General features: G+C 61.7%; 22 protein-coding genes. 9 read left to right on the top strand and 13 right to left on the bottom strand.

Annotated features, from left to right (window positions below; genetic code table 11):
* The gene (dinB, locus tag FLQ03_RS11990) at positions 1 to 1,074 is read left to right on the top strand and encodes a DNA polymerase IV (protein WP_338116374.1); all 1,074 of its coding nucleotides are present in this window, start codon (positions 1 to 3) and stop codon (positions 1,072 to 1,074) included.
* Between the two features lie 9 nt (positions 1,075 to 1,083).
* Here the strand turns inward: dinB and creD are convergent, their stop codons facing one another.
* The 3 genes from creD to creB all read right to left on the bottom strand — a co-directional run bounded on the left by creD (position 1,084) and on the right by creB (position 4,759).
* On the bottom strand, positions 1,084 to 2,529 hold the full coding sequence (creD, locus tag FLQ03_RS11985; protein ID WP_144370967.1) for a cell envelope integrity protein CreD: 1,446 nt from the start codon (positions 2,527 to 2,529) through the stop codon (positions 1,084 to 1,086).
* A gap of 92 nt (positions 2,530 to 2,621) precedes the next feature.
* Positions 2,622 to 4,076, bottom strand: a complete 1,455-nt coding sequence (gene creC, locus FLQ03_RS11980; protein ID WP_144370966.1) for a two-component system sensor histidine kinase CreC — start codon at positions 4,074 to 4,076, stop codon at positions 2,622 to 2,624.
* Positions 4,076 to 4,759, bottom strand: a complete 684-nt coding sequence (gene creB, locus FLQ03_RS11975) for a two-component system response regulator CreB (RefSeq protein ID WP_144370965.1) — start codon at positions 4,757 to 4,759, stop codon at positions 4,076 to 4,078. Before creB ends, creC begins: the two co-directional genes overlap by 1 nt.
* A 415-nt stretch (positions 4,760 to 5,174) precedes the next feature.
* Here creB and FLQ03_RS11970 point away from each other — a divergent pair, with 415 nt between their 5' ends.
* The 5 genes from FLQ03_RS11970 to FLQ03_RS11955 all read left to right on the top strand — a co-directional run bounded on the left by FLQ03_RS11970 (position 5,175) and on the right by FLQ03_RS11955 (position 9,558).
* The gene (locus FLQ03_RS11970) at positions 5,175 to 6,419 is read left to right on the top strand and encodes an HlyD family secretion protein (RefSeq protein ID WP_144370964.1); all 1,245 of its coding nucleotides are present in this window, start codon (positions 5,175 to 5,177) and stop codon (positions 6,417 to 6,419) included.
* The gene (locus tag FLQ03_RS11965) at positions 6,406 to 6,612 is read left to right on the top strand and encodes a hypothetical protein (protein ID WP_144370963.1); all 207 of its coding nucleotides are present in this window, start codon (positions 6,406 to 6,408) and stop codon (positions 6,610 to 6,612) included. The genes FLQ03_RS11970 and FLQ03_RS11965 overlap by 14 nt, the downstream gene beginning before the upstream one ends.
* 500 nt (positions 6,613 to 7,112) lie before the next feature.
* On the top strand, positions 7,113 to 7,463 hold the full coding sequence (locus FLQ03_RS11960) for a hypothetical protein (RefSeq protein WP_144370962.1): 351 nt from the start codon (positions 7,113 to 7,115) through the stop codon (positions 7,461 to 7,463).
* A 10-nt stretch (positions 7,464 to 7,473) separates the two neighbouring features.
* A complete protein-coding gene (locus tag FLQ03_RS19285) occupies positions 7,474 to 7,965 on the top strand; it encodes a cysteine peptidase family C39 domain-containing protein (RefSeq protein WP_206210958.1) in 492 nt (163 codons plus the stop codon).
* 3 nt (positions 7,966 to 7,968) lie between these two features.
* The gene (locus FLQ03_RS11955; protein WP_276607772.1) at positions 7,969 to 9,558 is read left to right on the top strand and encodes a peptidase domain-containing ABC transporter; all 1,590 of its coding nucleotides are present in this window, start codon (positions 7,969 to 7,971) and stop codon (positions 9,556 to 9,558) included.
* Positions 9,559 to 9,563: 5 nt separating this feature from the next.
* Here FLQ03_RS11955 and FLQ03_RS11950 read toward each other — a convergent pair whose 3' ends face one another.
* The 7 genes from FLQ03_RS11950 to bioB all read right to left on the bottom strand — a co-directional run bounded on the left by FLQ03_RS11950 (position 9,564) and on the right by bioB (position 18,379).
* Complete coding sequence (locus FLQ03_RS11950; protein ID WP_206210966.1) at positions 9,564 to 10,439, bottom strand: patatin-like phospholipase family protein; 876 nt, start codon at positions 10,437 to 10,439, stop codon at positions 9,564 to 9,566.
* A gap of 118 nt (positions 10,440 to 10,557) precedes the next feature.
* Complete coding sequence (locus FLQ03_RS11945) at positions 10,558 to 11,445, bottom strand: patatin-like phospholipase family protein (RefSeq protein ID WP_144370960.1); 888 nt, start codon at positions 11,443 to 11,445, stop codon at positions 10,558 to 10,560.
* A 12-nt stretch (positions 11,446 to 11,457) separates the two neighbouring features.
* Entirely contained in the window at positions 11,458 to 12,363 is a 906-nt protein-coding gene (gene bioC, locus FLQ03_RS11940) for a malonyl-ACP O-methyltransferase BioC (RefSeq protein WP_144370959.1), read from the bottom strand.
* The gene (gene bioH / locus FLQ03_RS11935; RefSeq protein WP_144370958.1) at positions 12,360 to 13,124 is read right to left on the bottom strand and encodes a pimeloyl-ACP methyl ester esterase BioH; all 765 of its coding nucleotides are present in this window, start codon (positions 13,122 to 13,124) and stop codon (positions 12,360 to 12,362) included. The genes bioC and bioH overlap by 4 nt, the downstream gene beginning before the upstream one ends.
* Positions 13,125 to 13,217: 93 nt before the next feature.
* Complete coding sequence (locus tag FLQ03_RS11930) at positions 13,218 to 15,911, bottom strand: putative bifunctional diguanylate cyclase/phosphodiesterase (RefSeq protein WP_240802271.1); 2,694 nt, start codon at positions 15,909 to 15,911, stop codon at positions 13,218 to 13,220.
* 248 nt (positions 15,912 to 16,159) lie between these two features.
* Complete coding sequence (gene bioF / locus FLQ03_RS11925) at positions 16,160 to 17,311, bottom strand: 8-amino-7-oxononanoate synthase (RefSeq protein WP_144370956.1); 1,152 nt, start codon at positions 17,309 to 17,311, stop codon at positions 16,160 to 16,162.
* An 84-nt stretch (positions 17,312 to 17,395) separates the two neighbouring features.
* On the bottom strand, positions 17,396 to 18,379 hold the full coding sequence (gene bioB / locus FLQ03_RS11920) for a biotin synthase BioB (RefSeq protein WP_144370955.1): 984 nt from the start codon (positions 18,377 to 18,379) through the stop codon (positions 17,396 to 17,398).
* 368 nt (positions 18,380 to 18,747) lie between these two features.
* Here bioB and FLQ03_RS19450 point away from each other — a divergent pair, with 368 nt between their 5' ends.
* The 3 genes from FLQ03_RS19450 to FLQ03_RS11905 are packed head-to-tail and all read left to right on the top strand — an operon-like array spanning position 18,748 to position 20,558.
* Complete coding sequence (locus tag FLQ03_RS19450; RefSeq protein WP_240802268.1) at positions 18,748 to 19,158, top strand: ComF family protein; 411 nt, start codon at positions 18,748 to 18,750, stop codon at positions 19,156 to 19,158.
* A 38-nt stretch (positions 19,159 to 19,196) separates the two neighbouring features.
* Positions 19,197 to 19,664, top strand: a complete 468-nt coding sequence (trmL, locus tag FLQ03_RS11910) for a tRNA (uridine(34)/cytosine(34)/5-carboxymethylaminomethyluridine(34)-2'-O)-methyltransferase TrmL (protein ID WP_144370954.1) — start codon at positions 19,197 to 19,199, stop codon at positions 19,662 to 19,664.
* Positions 19,665 to 19,700: 36 nt separating this feature from the next.
* On the top strand, positions 19,701 to 20,558 hold the full coding sequence (locus FLQ03_RS11905) for a septal ring lytic transglycosylase RlpA family protein (protein WP_144370953.1): 858 nt from the start codon (positions 19,701 to 19,703) through the stop codon (positions 20,556 to 20,558).
* A 61-nt stretch (positions 20,559 to 20,619) separates the two neighbouring features.
* On the opposite strand, the gene FLQ03_RS11900 is transcribed toward FLQ03_RS11905, so the two are convergent.
* The 3 genes from FLQ03_RS11900 to hemA all read right to left on the bottom strand — a co-directional run bounded on the left by FLQ03_RS11900 (position 20,620) and on the right by hemA (position 23,347).
* Complete coding sequence (locus FLQ03_RS11900) at positions 20,620 to 20,826, bottom strand: YgaP family membrane protein (protein ID WP_144370952.1); 207 nt, start codon at positions 20,824 to 20,826, stop codon at positions 20,620 to 20,622.
* Positions 20,827 to 21,017: 191 nt separating this feature from the next.
* Complete coding sequence (gene prfA / locus FLQ03_RS11895; RefSeq protein WP_144370951.1) at positions 21,018 to 22,094, bottom strand: peptide chain release factor 1; 1,077 nt, start codon at positions 22,092 to 22,094, stop codon at positions 21,018 to 21,020.
* Positions 22,094 to 23,347, bottom strand: a complete 1,254-nt coding sequence (gene hemA / locus FLQ03_RS11890; protein ID WP_144370950.1) for a glutamyl-tRNA reductase — start codon at positions 23,345 to 23,347, stop codon at positions 22,094 to 22,096. Before hemA ends, prfA begins: the two co-directional genes overlap by 1 nt.
* Positions 23,348 to 23,381: the final 34 nt, after the last annotated feature.

Genomic DNA, 23,381 nt, shown 5'->3' with positions numbered 1-23,381 from the left:
GTGCAACGCAAGATCATCCACATCGACTGCGACTGCTTTTTTGCCGCAGTGGAAATGCGCGACCACCCCGAATGGCGCGGCATGCCGCTGGCGGTGGGCGGCCAGCCCGGCCAGCGCGGCGTGATCGCCACCTGCAACTACGAAGCGCGGCGCTTCGGCGTACGCAGCGCCATGCCGTCGTCGCTGGCGCTACGGCAATGCCCGCAGCTGCTGATCGTGCCCCCCGACTTTGCCCGCTACCGCGCCGCCAGCCAGGCGGTGCACGCCATCTACCAGCGCTACACCACGCTGATCGAGCCGCTGTCACTGGACGAAGCCTACCTCGACGTTAGCGGCCAACCGCACTGCCAGGGCAGCGCCAGCCTGATGGCGCAGGCCATCCGCGACGCCATCCGCAGCGAAGTAGGCATTACCGCCTCGGCCGGCATCGCCCCCAACAAATTCCTGGCCAAGATCGCCAGCGACTGGCACAAGCCGGACGGCCAGTTTCTGGTGCGGCCGGATGAAGTGGCCGACTTCGTGCGCGTGCTGCCGGTAGACAAGATCTGGGGCGTGGGGGAAGTGACCGCGACCAAGCTGCGCCAGCAGGGTTTTTATACCTGCGGCGACCTGCAACAACTGCCGCTGGCCGACATGCTGCGCCGCTTCGGCAAGCTGGGCAAAACGCTGTACGAGCTGTCGCGCGGCCAGGACAACCGCGCGGTAGAACCGGAGCGCGAGCGCAAATCGGTGAGCGTGGAGGAAACCTACAGCCGCGACCTGCCCGACCTGGCCAGCTGCGAAGCCGAGTTGCCGGGCCTGCTGGCCACGCTGGCGCAGCGGCTGGAACGCACCGGCAGCCCGCGTTTTCGCGGGCTGACCGTCAAGATCAAGTTTGCCGACTTTACCCAGACCACGGTGGAGTGCGGCGGCCAGCAGCTGGATGCGGCCAGCTTCACCCAGCTGCTGCATACCGGCTACGCCCGCGGCGGCAAGGCCGTGCGCCTGCTGGGGGTGGGGGTACGGCTACAGGAAGCCGACCCCGCCATGCAGCAGCTGGAGCTGCCACTGCAGTACCGCCAGCCGCCGGGCTGACGGCAGGCGCTACGCTGCTGGCGGCGTAGTTGGCGTATCGGCCACCGCATCGGCCGCCATAGCGGAGGCAGCGGGCGCGTTGGGCCCCGGTGCTGACGGCGTGGCGTCGTCAGGCTTGCCCCGGCCGCCCAGGCTGTTCCAGTCGATGCCGCGGGTGAAGTACATGGTGAGCGCCAGCAGGCCGAACAGGCTGAGGCTACCCATCAGCAAGGCCATGTCTTCCGACTGCAAGATCATGAACATCAGGCCGTACAGCGCGGCCAACATGCCGGCAAACACGCCGCCACCCCGCCAGCTGCCCAGCACGCTGCTACCGTAACTGCCCAGCAAGAGCACCGACGCCAGTGCCGCCAGCCAATAGGCCGCGTGGAAGCCCAAATGCTCGGAGAGCGACAGCGTCAGCAGGAAGAACAGCGCCAGGCCCAGCATCAGCAAGGTGTACTGCACCGGGTGCACCGACACGCGGTGCATCACCTCCAGCAGGAACACGCCGCCCATCATCAGCAACACGAACAGCTCGGCGTACTTCATGGTGCGCTCGTTCAGCACGTAGCGGTCTACCGGGTCCAGCAGGCGCAGGCCGACGCGATTGGGTTCGCAGCCACTCTTGGCTTGCAGGCAGGCGTTGCCGCCGGTGGCCAGCTCGGTGGTCTGCCAGCGGGCACGAAAGCCCTGCGCGTCCACACTGCGGCTTTGCGGCGCGAAGTTGCCACTAAAGCTGGGGTGCGGCCAATTGCCGGCCAGGTTGACGGTGGTGCTATCGCCGGTGGGTTCCACCAGCAGCGCGCTGCTGCCGGCCAACTGCAGCCCGAGGCGGAAGCCCAGCGTCTGACCCTGGCTCAGTAGCGGCTCGGCCGCCGCCAGTGCCAGCGACGCGTGCACACCACGCGGGTTGTGCGCCAGCCGCGCCCCCGGCACGAAGGCCAGCGTCTGGCTGCCTACCTGGCCTTGCAGCTGCTGGATGCCGCGCACGTCGTCCACCCCCAGCGCCAGATACGGCGTGCCCCAGCGTGTGCTGCGTCGCTCGCTGTCGCTGCTGGCCTTCTCTTCGTAGCCGGCCAGCGCCGGAATGCGGAACTGCCCGGCTAGCTGCAGCTGGCTCCGGTACACCGGCGCCTCGAACAGGCCGCGTTTGAGCAGCTCCACCGCCAGTTTGCCGTCCACCGTCAGCTGCGCCGGGCTGAGCAACAGCTGCTTGTTCAGTTGGCTTTCCACCCAGCGCCCGCCCTTGCCGCTATCGGCCGGCTGCCATTTGCTCACAGTCACGGTGTAAGGCAGCACCAGATAGGGGCCGCCCAACGCCTGCTCGCCGGCGCTGAACTGGGCAATCTCGTGCTGTACCGCCTCGGCGCGCTGCTGGCGTTCGTCCAGCAGGCTGCGGACCAGGCCCAGTGCCAGCAGCATCAGCAAGGCGATGCCGGCCAGGGCCAGTGCTTTCCATCCCATTTTCATCATGCTCTCCCTCCGTGATTGGCAATGCCGGCAGCTTGCCGCCGCCACGTGGAGGGAAAATGGGCGCTATGTGGGGATTATGTGAAGACGGCCGCTCAGCCCAGCACCCGCGCCAAGGGGTTGGCCGCATCCATGGCAGGCAGCCGCAGCGTCACGCACACACCCGGCGGCTGGTTGGCCAGCGTGATGTCGCCGCCATGCAGCTGCACAATGGTGCGCGTCAGCGCCAGGCCCAGGCCGCTGCTCTTCGGCCCCTGCGGGCGCGGCAGCGAATAGAAACGGTCGAACAGCCGCGGTAGCGCGTAATCCGGCACCGGCGGGCCGTCGTTGGCAATCTGCAGCTGCCAGCCGTTGGCTACCGGCTGTAATTGCAGGCTGATGCTGCCCTGGTCGGCGGTAAAGTCGATGGCGTTCTGCAGGATATTGCGCAGCGCCTGGCGCAGCAGGAAAGCATCGCCCGCCACCATGGCCTGCGGCAGCGTGGCCACCGGCGTGACACGGCGCGCGCCCAGCTGCGGCGCCAGCGCCTGCAGTTCGCCCGCCAACAGCTCGGTAAGCGACAGCGCTTGCGGCTGCTTCAGGCGGCCGGCTGCTTCCAGCGACGCCAGCTGCAACAGGTGGTCCACGATCTGCTGCAGTCGAACACTCTCACTTTCGATATGGTTCAGAAAGCGGGCGCGCTCGGCCGGCGGCAGGTCGTCCTGCAACAGCTCGGCCGACGCACGCAGGCCGGCCAGCGGCGACTTCAGCTCGTGGGTGAGGTCATGCACGTAGTGTTCCACGTAGGCCTTGCCGTCCAGCTCGCTGCGCATGCGGCCCAACGCTTGCGCCAGTGTGTCCAGCTCGCGGTTGGCGGCAAAATGCGGCACCGGTGCGCTGCCCCCGGCGCTGACGCTGTCGGCAAAACGCGTCAGGCGGGTAATGCCACGGCTGAGCCACCACGAAAACAGCGCCCCCAGCAGCAGCGCGGCCAACAGCACCACGCCGATCAGCCGCCCCAGCTTGGCCTCGCTGCGTTCGATATGCGGCTGCATCGCCAGATTGGGTCGGCTGACGGTGAGCACGCCGATGATGCGCTGGCCGTCGCGCACCGGCGCCGCCACGTACATCACGGTAGATAAAGGGTTGGCCGCATCGGCCAGCGTGCTGCGCGCGCCGTACTGGCCGCGCAGCGTCAGCGCCACGTCGCGCCAGCGGCTGTAGTCCTGGCCCACCGCTTGGCCGGCGGAATCCAGCAACACCACGCCACGGGCGTCGGTGAGGTAGACGCGCAGCTGGGTGTGATCCTGGCGTACGCCCCACACCTCGGCCTGCGGCTGGCGGGCAGCAAAGCGCTGCAGCGTGGCCGCCAGGCGGCCGTCGTCCAGCCGGCCGGCCACCATGTCCGGCTGCACCATCTCGGCCAGCAGGTTGGCGGTGTCCAGCAGTACGGCTTCGGCCGAGCGCCGCATCGCCGGCTTGATCTCGTCGCGCACCACGCTCACCACGTAGGCGGCCAACAGCCCCAGCAGCAGGAAGTAGCCGGCAAAAATGCGCCAGGAAAAGCGCATCAGCCCTGCTCCAGCGCGTAGCCGAAGCCACGGTGGGTCACGATGGGGTCGAGGTCGGCACGCACCTGGCGCAGCTTGGCGCGCAGGGTCTTGATGTGGCTGTCGATGGTGCGCTCGAAACTGTCTTCGGCTGCCTCGCCCAGCGCGTCCAGCAGCTGGCTGCGGCTGAACACCTGCCCAGGCCGCGCCAGCAGCGTGGCCAGCAGGCGGTATTCGGACGGCGTCAGCGCCAGCGCCTGGCCGGCAAAGCGGATGCGCCGTGCCGCCGCCTCGTGACAGAACAGGCTGCCAGGGTTGGCCGCCGCCACCGCCGCAGGCTGGCTGCGCTTGAGGATGGCGCGCACCCGCGCCACCACCTCGCGCGGGCTGAACGGCTTCACCACGTAGTCGTCGGCGCCCAGCTCCAGCCCCAGTACGCGGTCCACCTCGTCGGCGCGGGCGGTCAGCAGCATCACCGGCAGCTCGCTGTGGCGGCGCAAACGGCCCAGCAGCGCCAGGCCGCTATCGTCCGGCAGGCCGATATCCAGGATCAGCAGCTGCGGCGGCTCGGCCGCCAGCGCGGCTTCGGCGTCGCGCGCCAGCGTGCAGTGCCGCACCTGCCAGCCCTCGCGTTGCAGGGCATACAGCAAGGTATCGGCAATGGCCGGCTCGTCCTCGGCCAGTAGAATGCGGTAAGCAGACATGGAAACGGCATGCAGCAAGGAAAACGGCAGCTTGCCCGAGCACGCTGCCGCCGTAAAGCCCACGCCTTAACCCTGCCGCTGCTGCCAGGCGGCGATGAAACAGTAGCCGGCCGTTGAATAAAACCGGCCCACCCAATTACGGCACGCCCATTGCGTCATAGTGGCAAGGCGGCACGGCAGCTGAGGGCGTTCAACTACCACAAGCCAAGCCAGCTACACAGCAGCTCATATTCGTACTGCTTACTGAGCACCAGCCAAGCCACCTCTCACTATGTCTTTGCGTCGCTCAGCTTATCAAGCGTATGAAGTTTGCAACACAATTCAATTTCAAAAAAAAATAAACCTAAAAATCTTTTATTGCTATTTGCATAACAAGGCAACCTCAAATCGTGTACTCACCCCTTGAAACATAAAAATGAGTGAGAAAATATTCAGAGAACTACACCCAGCAGAAAACATGGGGCATAGACTCTCTTTGTTACCTCTTAGCTGGATAATTATAAGCTATGCACTGACTGCGCTCGTACTACTCAGCGTTATTTTTTTGCTAAAAAGTGAGTACTCAAGACGTACAACTGTTAAAGGAAACATTCAGTCGAGCAGTGATGTAGTCAGACTGTATTCTCAACTACCAGGTCGTGTCGAGATCATCAACTTTCGCCACGGTGATCATGTTAAGAAAAATGCCATACTGGCCACCTTGATTAACCAGCATACGTTTTCCAATAAAAATGCCGAAACCTACATTGAAGACTTGATGCGAAAGAAAGAAGAAATAATCAGAGATGAAATTTCCAATTCCAAAAAAATGACAGCAATGGAAATTGAAAAAACTCACAATCAAATAAAAAATACCATCAACGAAATATCCATGCTTAGCGATGAGATAAAAATACAAGAAGAAAAAATAGAACTGCAGGAGAAAACAAAACAAAGACATCAGCAACTTGCATCAAATGGATTCATTTCAGCAGCAAGTCTGCAAGAAAAAGAAGAAGATTTAATGAACGAGAGAAGACTACTAAGCAATCTAAAGAGAACAAGAAAAGAAAAAGAAACATCTTTGCAAGACATGAAAGAAACAATGAAGAGCTTGCCAGCGAAAATGGAAGCCACCTCACTAACCAAAGAAAAAGAAATCAAGAATAACAGTAAAGAATTGATTGAACGAAAGATAAGTACAACAGCAGAAGTTACCGCCCCGCTAAATGGTACCATTCTCGATTATAACATTAACATAGGGCAATGGGTAGAAACTAATCACCCACTTGCCCTGATCTTGCCAGATACTGGAAAACTCGAAGCACAACTCTATGTGCCAAGCAAAGCAATAGGATTTATCAATGAAGGTGATAAAGTAAAAATACGCTACGAGGCATTTCCCTACCAGAAATTTGGACATGCATCTGGCTTTATCACACACATTGCAAAAGCACCCATATTTCCAGGTGAATTAAAAAATTCACCACAACAAAGTGAGCCTGTCTACAAAGTGAAGGTTAGCATTGAAAAAGACTGGATTTCTGCCTATGGGAAAAGAATAGCGCTATCCAATGGCATGTTGCTTGAGGCTGACATTCTGGGTGAAACACGCACGCTATTAGAATGGCTGCTTGAACCAATCTACGCAACGAACGGGAAAATTCATGAACACCAGTGACAACAACACCAATCTCTCAATAATAAAGCAGACATTCTCAGAGGCACTACAAACCTTTGGACTTATTATGCTAAGCATTTCCATCATAAAAAGTGAGAAAGAAGTAATTCTGTATTTTTTATTTCCACTTGCCACAGGACTCATTTACAGACTAATTAAGAAACAAGTCAGCGAAAAAAAGCGCAGTGCATAACATTAAAATCAGAAAGGAAGATTAATGAAGAAGGAAATTACCCTATCAGCACTGAGCAATCTGAAGCAAGCATTCAACACTAGCATTGACCATTTCGGATTTTTCATGCTGATCTATACAGCACTCAGCGAAGAGAAAGGGCCACTACTATATTTCGGAATTTTTCTCTTCGTGTCATTGGTAGCATCAATCACAAAAAACCACCAAGCTCTGCAGAATCACGCGAAAAGGTAGAAATAAAATTTAGCATAGCGTAAACCAAACCACCTTAGCAACACAATTGACATTCAACTTAACCTCGGAGGAAAAATGTCAAATGATAAATTTATGCACATATTAAAATCCTTTAAATTCTCAGCAAAGAATACTTGTATAGGAGCAGGTGCAGGATCCATCCCTTATCTCTACCTAAATAATGATATCACCACCCTCAGATCTATAGCCATTACATTTACCGCTTTATTCATCATTCATCTAGTAAAAAATCGAAAGGAATAATCATGAAGGAAATCACAGAAAACTTGATAGTAGTAGCTGGAGGAAGAAAAGAAAATGACTGCTACAGTTACAGCAACTCTAGCGATTATGATAGACTGGTGAAAAGTGGAGGTTATCCAGCTTCCACAGTTAATACAGGAAACTATATAGGCACTAACGATTTGAAATCAAGTATTTTTGCAACAGCTGGAGCAGTTATCTCTATCGCAGCAGCACCAGGCTCTGCCCTCGCATATATTGCTGCTGGCCTTTCTATCGGAAGCACTCTCAATGTCAAAAATTCGGCTGAAGAGCGACATAGAGAATTGCAGGATGCATACAAAGGCTTTGACAATCCCGACAACTATGGCTGAGTAGAATAAAGTGCTTTCATCACGCCATCTCGGGCAGCGTAAGCTGCCCGTTTTATTGCAAAGTGAAGCCGCTGAATGCGGGCTGGCTTGTCTGGCTATGGTTGCAAGTTTCCATGGCTATCGTAGTGACTTGCTTACACTACGCTGCCGTTTCTCCACCTCTCTTAAAGGAATGAGTCTAGTTGATATGGTCAGTATTGCCGATACACTAGGCTTGGCAGGCCGGGCATTCAGGTTAGAACCTGACGAAATGAGAGAATTGGTATTGCCTTGCGTGTTACATTGGAACATGAACCACTTTGTGGTATTGGCCAAAGTCCACCGCAAAGGCATCACTGTTCACGACCCGGCACATGGCTTCCGCCAAATCGAGTGGAGTGAAGTTGACAAAGCCTTTACTGGTATAGCGCTAGAACTAACACCGACACCGGCATTTCACAAAGCAGAGATAAAACAAAATATTCCACTCCGGGGGCTACTAAAAGACATACCAAGCTTATAGCATGTGGCGTGGCAAATATTTATATTGGCTCTCATTCTTGAAATTCTGTCTATCTTGAGTCCGATGCTGACACAATGGATGATAGATGGTGTTTTGGTCAGTGCTGACCGAGAACTACTGAAAGTTCTGGTCATCGGAAGCGTGGTTCTGGTTATCATCAACGTAGTTATTTCTAGCTTACGATCATGGGCCGTTTTACATTTATCTACCACGCTAGGGTTGAATTGGACAATGCGCGTTTTCTCGCACCTAATTCGACTACCTGTTTCCTACTTCGAAAAGCGTCATATCGGTGACATTTCTTCACGCTTTCATAGCGTCGGCAACATCCAGAATACGCTAACCAACTATTTCATCGAAACAGTACTAGATGGATTACTCGCCATCGGTACTTTCATTCTGATGCTAATCTACAGTCCGATATTGACAGTCATTGCTGTTAGCGGTCTATTTTTATACACACTGATGCGTTGGCTATGGTTTGATTACATAAAAGAAAAGACTGAACAGCAGCTGATTCTGGCAGCGAAGCGCGACAGTCACTTTTTAGAAACGTTACGAGGTATACAGGCAATCAAGCTATTTTCCAATGAAACCCAGCGCCGACAAAACTGGCTGAATTTACTGGTTGACGAAACGAACGCCAACGTGGAGGTAGCTAAGAACGGTATTAGCTACCGAGTCGCCAACACACTCTTCACTGGCTTGGAAAACGCGGCTGTACTGTGGTTTGGTGCCTCACTGGTACTTGACAATGTATTTTCAGTAGGCATGTACATGGCTTTCGCTTCGTACAATGCCCAGTTCTCTGGCAGGATGATTAGCCTGATAGACAAGGCTGTCTCTCTGCGCATGCTGCGTCTACAAACCGAACGGCTGGCTGATATTCTTCTGACCGAGCAAGAACCTCAACCATCACTGATTGCGCCTCAGCCTCGCAACGGAAGTGTTACTTTTCGGAATATATGGTTCCGCTACGCGGATAACGAACCCTGGGTGTGCCAGGGTTTGAGCTTCTCGGTAAAAGAAGGCGAGTCGATTGCCATTATTGGCCCGTCCGGCTGCGGCAAATCCACCGTACTAAAACTACTGCTAGGCATTTACCAGCCACAACAAGGGGATATTCTGCTGGGGGACATTCCACTAGCGCAGCTGGGCAGCAGCACGGGCCGTGAGCTGTGCGCGACAGTCATGCAAAACGACATACTTTTTGCTGGGTCATTGGCTGACAATATCGCTTTTTTTGATCAGTCGCCGGATAGAGAGCGCATCGTGCACTGCGCCAGACTCGCGGCCATCCATGATGACATCGTAGCCATGCCGATGGGCTTTGAAACCTTAGTAGGCGACATGGGCAGTGCACTCTCAGGCGGGCAAAAACAACGTGTACTACTGGCGCGTGCCCTATACCGTCAGCCACGCATTCTGCTGCTGGACGAAGCCACCAGCCACCTGGACACCCACCGTGAAGCCGAAGTCAATATGGCCATTGCACAACTGCAGCTGACTCGCATCATCGTTGCTCACCGGCCAGAAACCATCGCATCGGCAGATCGGGTCATCGATTTGACCCCCACCAAGCAAACAGCCTGACAGACTCAACGCTGCTGCCGCTGCTGCCAGGCGGCGATGATGCGGCGGATGGCGGGGATGCCCTGTTTGCCGACGCGCTCGCCTTCGCGGATGGCGCGGCGGCGCTGGTCGAAGTCGGCGGCGCCCAGGCCCAGCACCTGCGGGCGCAGGATCACGTCGGCGCCTTTCAGTTCGTTAGCCAGCGCGGCCTGGGTCATGATGGACAGGCTCTGGTCGAAGGTGCCCAGCACGCCGCTTTTGCGCTGCGCCGGCTTGGCGGTGATATCGACGGCGATGACGATGTCGGCGCCCAGCTCGCGCGCGGCGCTGACCGGCACCGGGCTGACCAGGCCACCGTCCACGTAGCGGCGGCCACGGATGGTGACCGGCTGGAACACATTGGGAATGGCGGCCGAGGCGCGCACGGCGGTGCCGGTGTCGCCGCTGCGGAAGACCACGCGGGCGCCGCTGTCAAAGTCGGTAGCCACCGCGGCGAAGGTGCGCGGCAGCTGTTCGATGCGCTTGCGGCCAACCTCGCGGTTCACCATCGCCGCCAGCTTATCGCCTTTCAGAAAACCGCCACCGGACAGGGTGAAGTCTTTCAGTTCGTCTTCGTTCAGCGCCAGCGCGCGGCGGCGCAGCTTGTCGGCGCTGATGCCGCTGGCGTAGATGGCGCCCACCACGCTGCCGGCGCTGGTGCCGGTGATGATGTCGGGCACGATGCCCTGCTGCTCCAGCACACGGATCACCCCCACGTGGGCAAAGCCCTTGGCGGCACCACCGCCCAGCGCCAGTGCAATACGCGGCTGGCGCCGCACTTTCGGCGCAGCGGGCTTGGCCGGTGCAGGGTTGGCCGCAGCAGGTTTGACAGGCGGTGTCTGCGGCACCGGCGCCTCGGCCATCGGCGCGCTGGCCGGGGTGGCCGGCAGCGTTACCGCAGGTGGCTGGGCTGGCGGCGTGACGCTGGTACACGCGGCCAACAGCAGCGGGGCGAGGGCGCGCAGGCTGCGCGGCAGCAGCTTAGGCGGCACGCTTGCGTTTTACCCAGTTATCGATGGCGGCTTTGACCTGCGGCAGCATGGCGCGGGCCACTTTCTCGCCTTCGGCAATGGCGCTGGCGCGTTCGTCAAAGTCGGCGGCACCGATGTGCAGTACCGCCGGGCGCAGCACCACGTCGGCCTGCTTCAGCTCCAGGTTCAGCGCGGTGAGGTTCATGATGTTCAGGCTGCGGTCCAGCAGGCTCAGAAAGCCGCTGCTGGCCTTGCCGGTGGGCTTGGCCGAGATGTCTACCGCAATGACGATGTCGGCGCCCATTTCGCGAGCGGCCATCACCGGCACCGGGCTCACCAGGCCACCGTCCACGTAGCGACGGCCGTTCAGGCTGACCGGCTGGAACACATTGGGGATGGCAGCCGAGGCGCGGGCAGCGGTGCCGGTGTCGCCGCTTTTCAGCACCACGCGGGCGCCGCTGTCGAGGTCGGTGACCACCGCGCCGAATTTGCGCGGCAGCTGTTCGATGCGCTTGCCGTCCACTTGTTGGTTGACCAGCGCGGCCAGCTTCTCGCCCTTCAGGAAACCACTGCTGGAGAAGGTGAAGTCTTTCAGGTCGTCTTCGTTGATGCGCATGGCGCGGTAGCGCAGCGCTTCGCCGTCCACGCCGCTGGCGTAGATGGCCCCCACGATGCTGCCGGCGCTGGTGCCGGTCACGATGTCGGCCTTGATGCCGTTTTGTTCCAGCACGCGGATGACGCCGACGTGGGCAAAGCCTTTGGCGGCACCGCCACCGAGGGCAAAGGCAATCTTGGGTTTGGGCAGCGGCGGCTGCACCACCGGGGCGGAAGACGGCGTGGTGCACGCGGCCAGGCCGGCCAGTACGCCGACGGCAGCAAGGCGACGAAGGAACGACATAAACTCTCTATCTCAGCGCTTGGGCGCGTTACGGGTAAATTCGATGACCTGCCTGCCGTCGGGCAGGATGGTCGGCTTTTTCTTCGGCTCGCCCTTCCAGGCGTGGCCGTACAGCACCTCGTAGCTGGCCGGCAGCTGGCCGTTGTGGCGGCGCTGCTCGTAGGCGTCCACCACGCGTTGCCAGGCGTGCTTGCCCATCAGGCCGCGGCCACGGCCGGCGGTGGCGTTGTGGGCGCCAATGGCTTTCAGGTCCTGCATCACGTCGCGGGCATGGTCGTAGGTGAGCACGATCTTTTCCATGTCCATCACCGGTTCGCTGAACTGCGCCGCCATCAGCGCGTCGCCCAGGTCGTGCATGTCGATGAACTGGTTGACGTGGGTAGCGCCGTCGGCGTGGCGGAAGGCGTCACGCAGCTCGAACAGCGTGTCCGGACCCAGCGTGGCAAACATCAGCATGCCACCCGGTTTCAGCACGCGCTGGAACTCGGCAAACACCTGGTCCGGCACGTTCACCCACTGGATGGTAAGGCTGGACCAGATCATGTCCACGCTGTTGTCGGCCAGCGGCAGGCGCTCGATATCGGCGCACAGCTGCCACGGCTGCTGCGGCTTGAACCACCGCGACAGCATGCCCTGCCCGGCGCGCTGTTTTTCGCGCGAGGCGGCCAGCATGGCGTGGGCCAGGTCCAGCTCCAGCACGCGGGCGTCGGGGTAACGCTGGCGCAGCGCGACGCTGCCGTAGCCGGTGCCGCTGCCGGCGTCCAGGATCACTTGCGGTTGCAGCTTGATGTAGTCCAGGCGCTCGGCCATGCGGTCACACACTTCGCGTTGCAGCACGGCGGCCGAGTCGTAACTGGCGGCGGCGCGCTCGAACGAGGCGCGAACGCGGGATTTGTCGGTGTAAAACGCTTCGCTCATGCGTGTTGTTCCAGGTGGTGGCGCAGCTGCGCGATGAATTCTGCCTCGTGCGACAAAAACGGCGCATGCGAGGCGTGGGCAAATTCGTACAAGGTGGCGTCCGGCAGCGCGTCGGCCAGCCAGCGGCCAGCCCCTATCGGGGTGATGGCGTCGCGGGCACCGAAGAACAGCCCGACTGGACAGTGAATGCTGGCCGCGAGTTCCCGCGCGTCGGCCGCCAGCAGGCACTCCAGCGCCGGCAGCAGCCCTTGCGGCCGGCCGTGCGAGAACAGCTGCGCCTTGAGGTCGGCCAGCGTCTGGCGTGCAGCGGGCGCACCCAGCATCTGCAAGGCCAGGAAGCGCTCCAACGTCAGCTCGAAGGCGGTATCCAGGCTGGCGCCCACGCTTTCGATGGCGCTGCGCTGCTGCGCGTGCGGCCAACTGTCGTCGCGCACAAAGCGCGGGCTGGTGGCGATCAACGCCAGGCTCTTCACCAGCGCCGGGTGGCGGGCCGCCCAGTGCTGCGCGATCAGGCCGCCCAGCGACCAGCCCACCACGTGCACCGGCAGCGGAAAGCGCACGGCCAACTCGGCGGCGATGGGGTCGGGGTGGAAAACGGCGGCGGCCGCACTGGCGCCGTGGCCGGGCAGGTCGACCCGATGCACGCAGAAATCGTTAGCCAGGTTGGCCGCCACGCGGTCGAACACGCCGCCGTGCAGGCCCCAGCCGTGCAGCAGCACCACGTCCGGGCCGCGCCCGTGGGTTTCAATGAAAAGGCTCATGGAACAGCCATATGGGGGCAAAGCGGCATTTTCGCAATAAAGGCGGCGGAAAGATACCGCCCTGCCCGGCAGGCAGCCAGACAGGGGGCGGGATCAGGCGCTGCGGGCCAGTTCGGCCGGCATGCCGGCCAGGCGCAGCCAGTCCAGCTCGGCGGCCGGCGCCGGGCGGGCAAAGTAGTAGCCCTGCAGGCGCGGGCAGCCCAGTTCGCGCAGCGCGCGCACCTGCACCTCGGTTTCCACACCCTCGGCCACCACCTCCATGCCCAGCGCCTCGGCCAGCGCCACGATGGCACGTACGATGGCGATGGACTCTTCCTGGCAGTGCACCTCGCGCACGAAGGCCTGGTCGATCTTCAGCACGTCGAAGTGGTAGCGGTGCAGGTAGGACAGCGCCGAGTAGCCGGTGCCGAAATCGTCCAGCGCCAGGCAGATACCGTGGGTCTTCAGCTGGCGCATCACTTCGATGGCTACGTCAGGCACGTCGATCAGCGCGCTTTCGGTCACCTCCAGGTGCAGGGTACCCGGCGGCAGGCGGTGCTCGCGCACCAGCCGCAGCATCCAGTCCACCAGCTTGGTGTCGTGGAAGTGGGCGCTGGACAGGTTGATGTGCAGGCACACTTCGTGGTTGATGGTGCCGTCGGCGTACCAGGCGGCCAGCTGGGCGCAGGCGCGCTCGATCATGTAACGGTCCAGCTTCAGCACCAGCCCGCTTTCTTCGGCCATCGGCAGGAACACGCCGGGCGGGATCAGGCCGCGCTCGGGGTGATGCCAGCGCACCAGCGTCTCGAAGCCGGCCAGGCGGCCGCTGTGGCTGTCGACGATGGCCTGGTAATACGGCACCAGCTCGCCTTCGTTGCTGAGCGCGTGGCGCAGCTCGGCTTCCAGCGCCAGCTGGTCGGCCTGATTGCAGCGCAGCTCGTGGTTGAACAGCGTGTAACCGTGACGGCCGTTCTGCTTGGTGCGGTACATGGCGTGGTCGGCATCGCGCAGCAGGTCTTCGGCGCGGCTGTAGTGTTCCTTGCTGGCCAGTACCACGCCCAGGCTGACGGTGGAAAACACTTCGCGCCCGGATAGCACGAACGGGCGCTCGAACGCGGCCACCAGCTCGCGCGCCAGCTGCTCGCACTCGTCCATCGATTCCACCGACGACAGCAGCACCGCATACTCGTCACCGCCCAGGCGCGCCATGAAGTCGCCAAAGCGCAGGCCCTGACGGATGCGCTGGCCGGCCTCCACCAGCAGCTGGTCGCCGATCAGGTGGCCCAGCGTGTCGTTGACCAGCTTGAAGCGGTCGAGGTCGATCAGGATCACGGCAAAGCGCTGCTCCGGCGCCAGCTGGAAGTGGTCCCAGCTGCGTTTGAGCACGCGGGTGAAATGGTTGCGGTTGGGCAGCTTGGTCACCGGGTCGTGCAGGCTGTCGTGCTGCAGTTGGGCGTTGGCCGCGTCCAGCGCGTCGCTGCGCTCGCGCACGCGCTGCTCCAGGTCCATGTAGGCACGTTGCAGGTCGTCCAGCGCCTGTACCCGCGCCAAGGCGCTGCCGATATGGTTGGCCACAAACTCCAGCAGCTCCTGGTCACGCCAGCTATAGCGGGTGTTGTCCTGATAGCTTTGTACCGACAGCACGCCACGCAGCAGGTTGCCGCTGTACAGCGGCACACCCAGCCAGCTGTGCGGCGGGGTGCCATTGTCGTTCTGCAAGCCGAACAGCGGGTGGCTATGCATGTCGGCCAGCAGCAGCGGCCGCCCGCTGTGCAGTACCTGCTCTACCGGGCCACGGCCGGGCGAGCGTGGCGACAGCTCGGATAGGCGCAGATCGGAACAATACGGAAAACTCAGCTCGTCGCGGCTCTGGTCGTACAGCGCCACCATGCAGTTGCTGGCGTCGATGAATTCGGACAGCAGCCGGTGCAGGCCGACAAAAAAGGCCTCCATCGACAGACTGGTATTGGACAACTCGGCAATACGGAACAGCATGTGCTGCAACTGTTCGCTGCGCTGGCGTTCAGCCACCTCGGCACGCAAGCGGGCGTTGATGCCTTCCAGCTCGCTGGTGCGCTGCCACACTTGTTGCTCCAGGTGGGCGCGGTACAGCAGCCGGTCCAGCGCGCAGGAAATATGGTGGCCTACGTACAGGAAGGTGGATTCGTCGGCCAGCATCGGGGTAAAGCTACTGTCGTACCCCTGCACCACCACGGCGCCCATCACCTTGCCGGCACCGCTGACCAGCGGCATGCCCATCCACCAGTGTGGCTGGGTGCCCATGAAACGAATGCGCTCGCGCTGGCACAGCGTGGCCAGCTCGTCGCCTTTCAGCATCAGGAAGTGGTTTTCGCGGATCAGCCACGCGGTCAGCGACGCACTGGGGCCGCGTACCGGGTAAGCACGGCCAAGTTGCGGCGGCTGGCTGTCGCGCTGGTCGACAAAGTACGGGAAGCGGATTTGCCCGGCTTCTTCATCGAACAGCGCGATATAGAAATTGTCGGCCGGCATCAGGCGGCACACGGCGCGGTGCATGCGCGGCAGGAAGTCGTCCACGCTGTCGGCGTGGTTGGCCAGACGGCTGATCTCGAGCAGGGTTTCGTGGGTGGTGCGGGCGATGGACAGCTCGTCGCGCATGGCGGTGCTGACCAGGTGGCCAGACAGCAGCAGCGCCAGGCGCTGAGTCAGTTCGTCGGCCTGGCGGCCGCCCTGCCACACCAACCAGCCCAGCGACTGGCCGGGGCTACCCAGCGCATGGCATTGCACCGGGGCCTGCCATGCCAGCTCGCCCGATAGCGCCGTCGGCACTGGCAAACCAGCGCAATTACCCCGGCTGGCAAGACATTGCCAGACAGGGCCCTTTTTCCCCCAGACTGTTGCACCCTCAGGAGCCTGCAAGCGGAACAGGAAATCCAGTGCCGCTTCGGCAGCTTCTTCTGGTGTAAACAGAAAATCAGCCGTACTGTTCATAACAGTGATTTGGTAACCCACTCGTCAACATCAGCGCGGTGGCTATTATTTTCGTGTGGTCACAACCTGACGAACAGCGGGCCGCCTTAGCCTATTGCCTGATCCAGTGCTGCCAACAGCGCCTTGATGTCGTCTTCGGTATGACCTGCCGTCAGGGACACGCGCAATCTAGCCGTGCCTGCCGGAACCGTTGGAGGGCGTATCGCCGGTATCCATACGCCTTGCTCGCGCAAAGCCATGGAATAGCTTACAGCTGCCTCATTACTGCCAATAATAATCGCTTGAATTGGCGAACGGGAAGAGCGCAAGTGCAAAGATTTATCCTGCATAAATGCCGCTAATGTAACAATATGCTGCTGTATCCGTTCCCGCCGCCAGGGCTCGTCACGCATCAGCTGCAGGCTGGCCATCACGGCAGCTGCCTGCGCCGGTGGATGCGCGGTGGTGAAAATATACGTCCGCGCACTATTCACCAGCCACTGCACCAAAGCACGGCTGCCCGCCACAAAGGCCCCCGCTACCCCGGCAGCCTTGCCCAGCGTGGCCATGTACACCACCCGCGGGTGATGCAAGGCATATTCCGCCAGCGCGCCGCGCCCTTCGCCCAGCAGCCCGAAACCGTGCGCATCGTCCAGATACAGCCAGGCATCGTAGCGTTCGGCCAGCGCCAGCAGCTCGCGCAACGGCGCCTCGTCGCCGTCCATGCTGTACACCGCATCGACGGCGATCAGCCGCGTACGGGCCGGGGTTTTTTGCAACAGTGTGGCCAGATGGTCGAGGTCGCTGTGGCGAAAGCGCTGGAAATCGGCACGCGACAGCACGCAGGCGTCGTTCAGCGACGCGTGGTTGAGCTTGTCGGCAAACACCGCATCGCCCCGCCCTACCAGGCTGGTAATCACCCCCAGGTTGGCCGCATAGCCGGAGCCGAACACCAGCGCCGCCTCACAGCCTACCCAGTCGGCCAGCGCCGCTTCGGCCTGCTGCTGGATGGCGAAGTGGCCGGCCACCAGTTCGGAGGCGCCGGCGCCGACGCCCCAGTCGGCGATAGCCTGCTGCATGGCGGTTTTCAGCGCCGGGTGATTGGCCAGGCCAAGGTAATCGTTGCTGGCAAATGCCAGGTAATCGCGGCCATCGATACGCACGCGCGGGCCTTGCGGGGTATGCAGCGCGTGGCGCTGGCGCAAGCGGTGATCATCGGCCAGGGCGGCCAGGGCGGCATCGAGCTGGTCTGGGCGCATGCGGCCAACCTTTCTGCAGAATCATGAAAAAGAGCACCGGCGTCGTGCACGGTGCTCTGCATTTAACCAGACGCTGAAACCGGCTTACAGTGGTTGCAGGCCCAGTTTGTCCATCAGCGCGCGGTCGGCGTCCACGTCCGGGTTGCCGGTGGTCAGCAGCTTGTCGCCGTAGAAGATGGAGTTGGCACCCGCCAGGAAGCACAGCGCCTGCATCGCTTCCGGCATCTCGCGGCGGCCGGCCGACAGGCGCACGTAGCTGTGCGGCATGGTCAGGCGGGCCACGGCGATGGTGCGCACGAACTCGGTCCAGTCCAGCGCGTCGGCGCCGTCCAGCGGCGTGCCGCTGACCTTGACCAGGTTATTGACCGGCACCGATTCCGGCTGCGGGTCCAGGTTGGCCAGCTGCAGGATCAGGCCGGCGCGCTGCTCGCGGGTTTCGTTGAGGCCGATAATGCCGCCACAGCACACCGACAGCCCGGCGCCACGCACCTTGCCCAGCGTGTCGAGGCGGTCTTCGTACTCGCGGGTCTGGATGATGTCGGCGTACTTGTCCGGCGCGGTATCCAGGTTGTGGTTGTAGAAGTCCAGGCCGGCGTCTTTCAGCTTTTCGGCCTGGCCGTCTTTCAGCAAGCCGAAGGTGGCACAGGTTTGCAGGCCCAAGGCCTTCACCTGCTGCACCATGTCCAGCGTTTTTTCGAGGTCGGCATCCTTCGGGCCGCGCCAGGCGGCGCCCATGCAGAAGCGGCCGGCACCGTTGGCCTTGGCCAGGCGGGCGGCTTCCACCACCTCGTCCACGGTCATCATCGGCTGGTTTTCTACCGGGGTGTCGTGGTGCACGGACTGCGGGCAGTAGCCGCAGTCCTCCGGACAGCCGCCGGTCTTGATCGATACCAGCGTGGACAGCTGCACGCGGCTGGGGTCGAAGTGCTGGCGATGCACTTCGGCAGCACGGAAGACCAGCTCCATGAAAGGCAGGTCGTACAGGGCCTCGACTTCTTCCTGGGTCCACAGGCCGGATTCGGCGTGCGGGGAGGCGGGGCGGTGGAATGCGATGGTGGCCTGGTTCATGCGGGGCTTCCGTTTGTCATCTGAGTAAAAACACCCACGCATCTTGCGGGAGGCGGTCGATGCTGTCAAACCTGATACTAGCCGCAATTGACAACTGCCCATTATTTGAGCAGCACTGCCGTTTATGCGGCCAACGCCCCGCCCGGCACGGCCTGTGCAGCGCCTGCTGCTGCACACTGCCATGGCGTGCCGGCCACCGTTGCCCACGCTGCCAGTGCCCGGCAGCCAGCGCGCAGGCAGACTGCCTGGATTGCCGCAAGCTCAGGCCGGCGTTCCGGCAGCTGTACAGCGCCTACGACTACGATTATCCGCTCGACGCGCTGATTACCCGCTGCAAATACCTGCCCGACGCCAGCCTGCAGGGCACGTTGGCCGCACTGATGCCGCAAGCCCGCCTGCGCGCGCCAGACGCTGCCGTGCCCGACCTGATCGTGCCGGTGCCGCTTGCGGCCGAACGCCTGCGAGAACGCGGCTTCAACCTGCCCGACGCCCTGGCCCGGTCGTTGGCTGCTACAATGCGCGTCCGTTTCGACAACACGCTGTGTTGGCGCAAACGCAACACGGGCCGCCAAACCCGGCGCAACCGGCGCGAAAGGCTGCGTAATGTCCGCGATGCCTTTGGCGTGAAACACCGCTGTGACGGGCTTCATATCGCCATTGTGGACGACGTGGCGAGTACCGGCGCTACCCTGCACGCACTGGCCAAAACCCTGTTAAAAGCAGGGGCCAGACAGGTCGATGCCTGGGTGCTGGCCAGGGCCATTTTTCGTCGCACTTGACCAACTTGTTGATTCATTGGAATATTCGCCCCGCAACGATGTTTACCGTTGTTCTCTACCAGCCGGAAATACCGCCTAATACAGGCAATATTATTCGACTCTGTGCCAACACCGGCTGTGAATTGCACTTGGTCAAACCGCTGGGTTTTCCGCTCGAAGACGCCAAACTGAAACGCGCCGGCCTCGATTATCACGAGTACGCACGCATGGTGGTCCACGAGAACTGGGAAGCCTGCCTTGCCCACCTGGGCACCGGTCGCCGCATCTTTGCGGCCACCACCAAAGGCGCAACGCGGCACGACCACATCGCCTTCCAAGCGGGCGATGTTTTGCTGTTCGGCCCCGAATCCCGCGGCTTGCCAGACGACGTACTGGCTACCCTGCCCACGGAACAGCGGGTACGGCTGCCCATGCAGCCCGAATCGCGCAGTTTGAATCTCTCCAACGCCGTCGCCGTGCTCGTGTTCGAAGCCTGGCGCCAGCACGGTTTTGCCGGAGGGATTTAGCAATTCACGGTTGGCACAACAGCATAAGGAGAGGTCATGAAACCTTTTTACCGATGGCTGTGGCTCGTGTGTGCCAGCATTTTTCTGGTAGCTTGTACCACTGTCAGGCCGGCAACTGCGACGCAGTCCGCCAAGGCCAACGTGAAGAAACCGGGCAGCAACTCTGGGGCTTACTTCCAGAATGACGGCCCGGCAGACCGGATTCCGGTCAACCTGGATCTGGTGCCGGATGCCATACCGCAAACCGAACCCCTGATCGCTTCCGCCAACAAGCCGTACTCGGCGCTGGGCATGAGTTTCCGCCCGGATGCCTCGGAGAAGCCTTATCGCCAGACCGGCAAGGCCTCCTGGTACGGCAAACAGTTCCACGGTCGCAAGACCTCGTCCGGTGAACGCTACGACATGTTCGCCATGAGTGCCGCCCACCCGACACTCCCGATCCCGAGCTACGCCAGGGTCACCAACGTGAAGAACGGCGAGTCGGTAATTGTCCGTATCAATGATCGCGGCCCGTTCCATAAAAGCCGCCTGATGGACCTGAGCTACGCCGCCGCCCATAAGCTGGGCATCGTGCGCAGCGGTTACGGCAATGTGGTGGTGGAACGCGTGTTCCCGGTGGAGGGCAGCGACCGTATCGCTACCAAGCCGGCCTCGATGCAAAAGCCGGCAGGCGGTGAGCCTTACTACCTGCAGCTGGGCGCCTACGACCGCCTGGCTACGGCAGAAGCCGAGTTGCGCGAGCTGCTCAGCAACGACGCCAGCAGCTACAACGACAAGCTGGCGATAGTGAACCAGCAGGGCTTGTACCGCGTGCGCATGGGCCCGTTCAGCCAGGACAGCGACGCCATCCAGGCCGCGCTGGCGCTGGATGTACCGCCGGTGATCACCCGCTGACACCGTGCAGCAAACAAAAAGCGAGGCTTCTGCCTCGCTTTTTTTTGCGCCTGCTACCCGCTTACTGCTCTTGCTTGGGCGCCACCTTGCAAGTGTTGATACCAAAGATGGCATACGGCGGGCACCAGCCCATCAGGCCAGTGGCCAACGGCACCAGGCCCAGTAGCGCCCACGGCGTTTGCGGGCCGACAAAGGCCAGCGCCGTGATAGCCAGGCCGGCCACGATGCGGATGACACGCTCGGTACTGCCGATATTGCGTTGGAACATGATGGCACCTGTACGGTTGAATTGACACCTTCAATATACATTTAAGTAAATTGAAAACCAAGCGCCAGCGGCCATTCCGATCGCCAGGCCACGCGGCTGTACCCGCCCTACCACACTGCGGCACACTGCAGGCAACAAAAAGCCCCTTCCTGCGGAAAGGGGCCTGGGCATCGTTGGCCGCAGGTGGCGGCTTATTCGGCCAGTTGCGCCAGCAACTCGGCCTGCTGCTCGGCGATCAGCGCGTTGGTCAGCTCTTCCAGGTCGCCGTCCATCGCGTAATCCAGCTTGTACAGCGTCAGGTTGATGCGATGGTCGGTAATGCGGCCTTGCGGGTAGTTGTAGGTGCGGATGCGCTCGGAGCGGTCGCCGGAGCCGATCAGGCTTTTACGTTCGGCGGCTTCCTTCTGCTGCTGCGCGCGCAGCTGGATGTCGTAGATGCGCGCCGCCAGCACGCGCATGGCGCTGGCCTTGTTGGCGTGCTGCGAACGACCGTCCTGGCACTCGGCCACGATGCCGGTGGGCAAGTGGGTAATGCGCACCGCGGAGTCGGTCTTGTTGATGTGCTGACCGCCGGCGCCGCTGGCGCGGTAGGTATCGATGCGCAGGTCGGCCGGGTTCAGCACCACCTCGGCAATCTCGTCCGCTTCCGGCATCACTGCCACGGTGCAGGCACTGGTGTGGATGCGGCCCTGGGTTTCGGTGGCCGGCACGCGCTGCACGCGGTGGCCGCCGGACTCGAACTTCAGGCGCGAGTAGGCACCGTCGCCGGCAATGCGCACGATCACTTCCTTGTAGCCGCCCAGGTCGGACTCGCTGGCGGACAGGATCTCGGTCTGCCAGCGGTTGCGCTCGGCGTAACGGGTGTACATGCGCAGCAGGTCGCCGGCAAACAGCGCCGCCTCGTCGCCGCCGGTACCGGCACGGATTTCCAGCAGGATGTTCTTGTCGTCGTTGGGGTCTTTCGGCAGCAGCAGTTTTTGCAGCTCGATGTCCAGCGCCTCGATCCGCTCGCGCGCCTCGGCGATTTCTTCCTGCGCAAACGCCTTCATGTCCGGGTCGTCCAGCAGCTCGCTGGCGGTGGCAATGTCGGCCTCGCACTGGCGGTAGGCGTTGAAGGTTTCCACCACCGGGGTCAGTTCGGCGTGCTCGCGCGTCAGCTTGCGGAAAGCATCCATATCGGCGGTGGCGTTTTCTGTTGCCAACAGGTGGGTAACCTCTTCCAGCCGTTCTACCAGCTGGGCGAGTTTGGCCGCGATCGACGGTTTCATTACTGCTCCGGGTGTAAGCGATACAAACGCGCGATCAGTTCGACCTGCGCGTCGTGCGCCGCGCCGCTGCCGCTAGACAGCGCCTGCGTCGGCGGGTGCATCAGTTTGTTGGTGAGCTGGACGGACAGCGCCTCCAGCACTTTTTCGGGGTCGTCGCCACGGGCCAGCTGCTTGTGCGCGGCTTCCAGTGCGTGGCGGCGGATACGTTCGCTCTCGTCGCGCAGCGCGCGGATCAGCGGTACCGACTCGCGGCGTTTCAGCCAGTCGGTAAATTCGGCCACGCGGTGGCTGATGATCAGCTCGGCTTCTTCCGCCGCCTGGTTGCGCGCCTGCTGGCCTACCTCGACGATGCCGGCGATGTCGTCCACCGTGTACAGGTAGACGTCGTCCATGCGGCCAACCTCGGCCTCGATATCGCGCGGCACGGCCAAGTCCAGCATGAACATCGGGCGATGGCGGCGTGCCTTGATGGCGCGCTCCACCATACCCTTGCCGATGATGGGCAGCTGGCTGGCGGTGGAGCTGACCACCACGTCGTAGTGTTGCAGCTGATCGGGCAGCTCGGACAGCGTGATAGCCTGGCCGCCAAACTCGGCCGCCAGGCGCTGGCCGCGCTCCAGCGTGCGGTTGGCCACGGTAATGCGCGCCGGCTGGCGGGCGGCAAAGTGGGTGGCCACCAGCTCGATCATCTCGCCGGCACCGATGAACAGCACGTTCAGGCCGCCGACGCTGGCAAAAATCTGCTCGGCCAGCTTCACCCCGGCGGCCGCCATCGACACCGAACTGGCACCGACGGCGGTCTGGCTGCGCACATCCTTGGCCACCGAGAAGGTTTTCTGGAACAGGCCGTTGAGCAGGCTGCCCAGCGTGCCGGCGCGTTCGGCGGTGCGCACCGCGTCCTTGATCTGGCCCAGGATCTGCGTTTCGCCCAGCACCATGGAGTCCAGCCCCGACGCCACGCGGAAGGCGTGGCGGGCCGCTTCCGGCGCGTCCAGCAGGTACAGGTAGGGGCGCACCTCGTCCAGCGTCAGGCCGTGGTAGGCCGCCAGCCAGCGCAGCGCTTCTTCCGGGTGCTGGGTGGCACAGTACAGCTCGGTGCGGTTACAGGTGGACACAATGGTGGCCTCGCGCGCCGCCCGCGACTCGACCAGCTGGCCCAGCGCGGCCGGCAGCGTTTCTGCCGGAAAGGCCAGCCGCTCACGAATGGTGAGGGGCGCGGTGTGGTGATTGAGTCCGATGGCAACCAGCTGCATGGTGGCGAGAGAAATCCGCTATGGGAAACGGGCT

The organism is Vogesella urethralis (assembly GCF_007644045.2).
GTDB classification, from domain to species: Bacteria; Pseudomonadota; Gammaproteobacteria; order Burkholderiales; family Chromobacteriaceae; genus Vogesella; species Vogesella urethralis.
This window is presented reverse-complemented; position numbering and strand designations above follow the sequence as displayed.

Bases quoted from the DNA above. Each gene is read 5' to 3' on its own strand.
- hemA (WP_144370950.1), bottom strand. From the start codon at position 23,347: ATGCAGCTGGTTGCCATCGGACTCAATCACCACACCGCGCCCCTCACC.
- bioB (WP_144370955.1), bottom strand. From the start codon at position 18,379: ATGAACCAGGCCACCATCGCATTCCACCGCCCCGCCTCCCCGCACGCC.
- FLQ03_RS11965 (WP_144370963.1), top strand. From the start codon at position 6,406: ATGAACACCAGTGACAACAACACCAATCTCTCAATAATAAAGCAGACA.
- FLQ03_RS11900 (WP_144370952.1), bottom strand. From the start codon at position 20,826: ATGTTCCAACGCAATATCGGCAGTACCGAGCGTGTCATCCGCATCGTG.
- creD (WP_144370967.1), bottom strand. From the start codon at position 2,529: ATGATGAAAATGGGATGGAAAGCACTGGCCCTGGCCGGCATCGCCTTG.
- bioC (WP_144370959.1), bottom strand. From the start codon at position 12,363: ATGAGCGAAGCGTTTTACACCGACAAATCCCGCGTTCGCGCCTCGTTC.
- prfA (WP_144370951.1), bottom strand. From the start codon at position 22,094: ATGAAACCGTCGATCGCGGCCAAACTCGCCCAGCTGGTAGAACGGCTG.
- FLQ03_RS11970 (WP_144370964.1), top strand. From the start codon at position 5,175: ATGAGTGAGAAAATATTCAGAGAACTACACCCAGCAGAAAACATGGGG.
- bioH (WP_144370958.1), bottom strand. From the start codon at position 13,124: ATGAGCCTTTTCATTGAAACCCACGGGCGCGGCCCGGACGTGGTGCTG.
- FLQ03_RS11960 (WP_144370962.1), top strand. From the start codon at position 7,113: ATGAAGGAAATCACAGAAAACTTGATAGTAGTAGCTGGAGGAAGAAAA.
- trmL (WP_144370954.1), top strand. From the start codon at position 19,197: ATGTTTACCGTTGTTCTCTACCAGCCGGAAATACCGCCTAATACAGGC.
- creB (WP_144370965.1), bottom strand. From the start codon at position 4,759: ATGTCTGCTTACCGCATTCTACTGGCCGAGGACGAGCCGGCCATTGCC.
- bioF (WP_144370956.1), bottom strand. From the start codon at position 17,311: ATGCGCCCAGACCAGCTCGATGCCGCCCTGGCCGCCCTGGCCGATGAT.
- creC (WP_144370966.1), bottom strand. From the start codon at position 4,076: ATGCGCTTTTCCTGGCGCATTTTTGCCGGCTACTTCCTGCTGCTGGGG.
- FLQ03_RS11905 (WP_144370953.1), top strand. From the start codon at position 19,701: ATGAAACCTTTTTACCGATGGCTGTGGCTCGTGTGTGCCAGCATTTTT.
- FLQ03_RS11950 (WP_206210966.1), bottom strand. From the start codon at position 10,439: ATGGCCGAGGCGCCGGTGCCGCAGACACCGCCTGTCAAACCTGCTGCG.
- FLQ03_RS11945 (WP_144370960.1), bottom strand. From the start codon at position 11,445: ATGTCGTTCCTTCGTCGCCTTGCTGCCGTCGGCGTACTGGCCGGCCTG.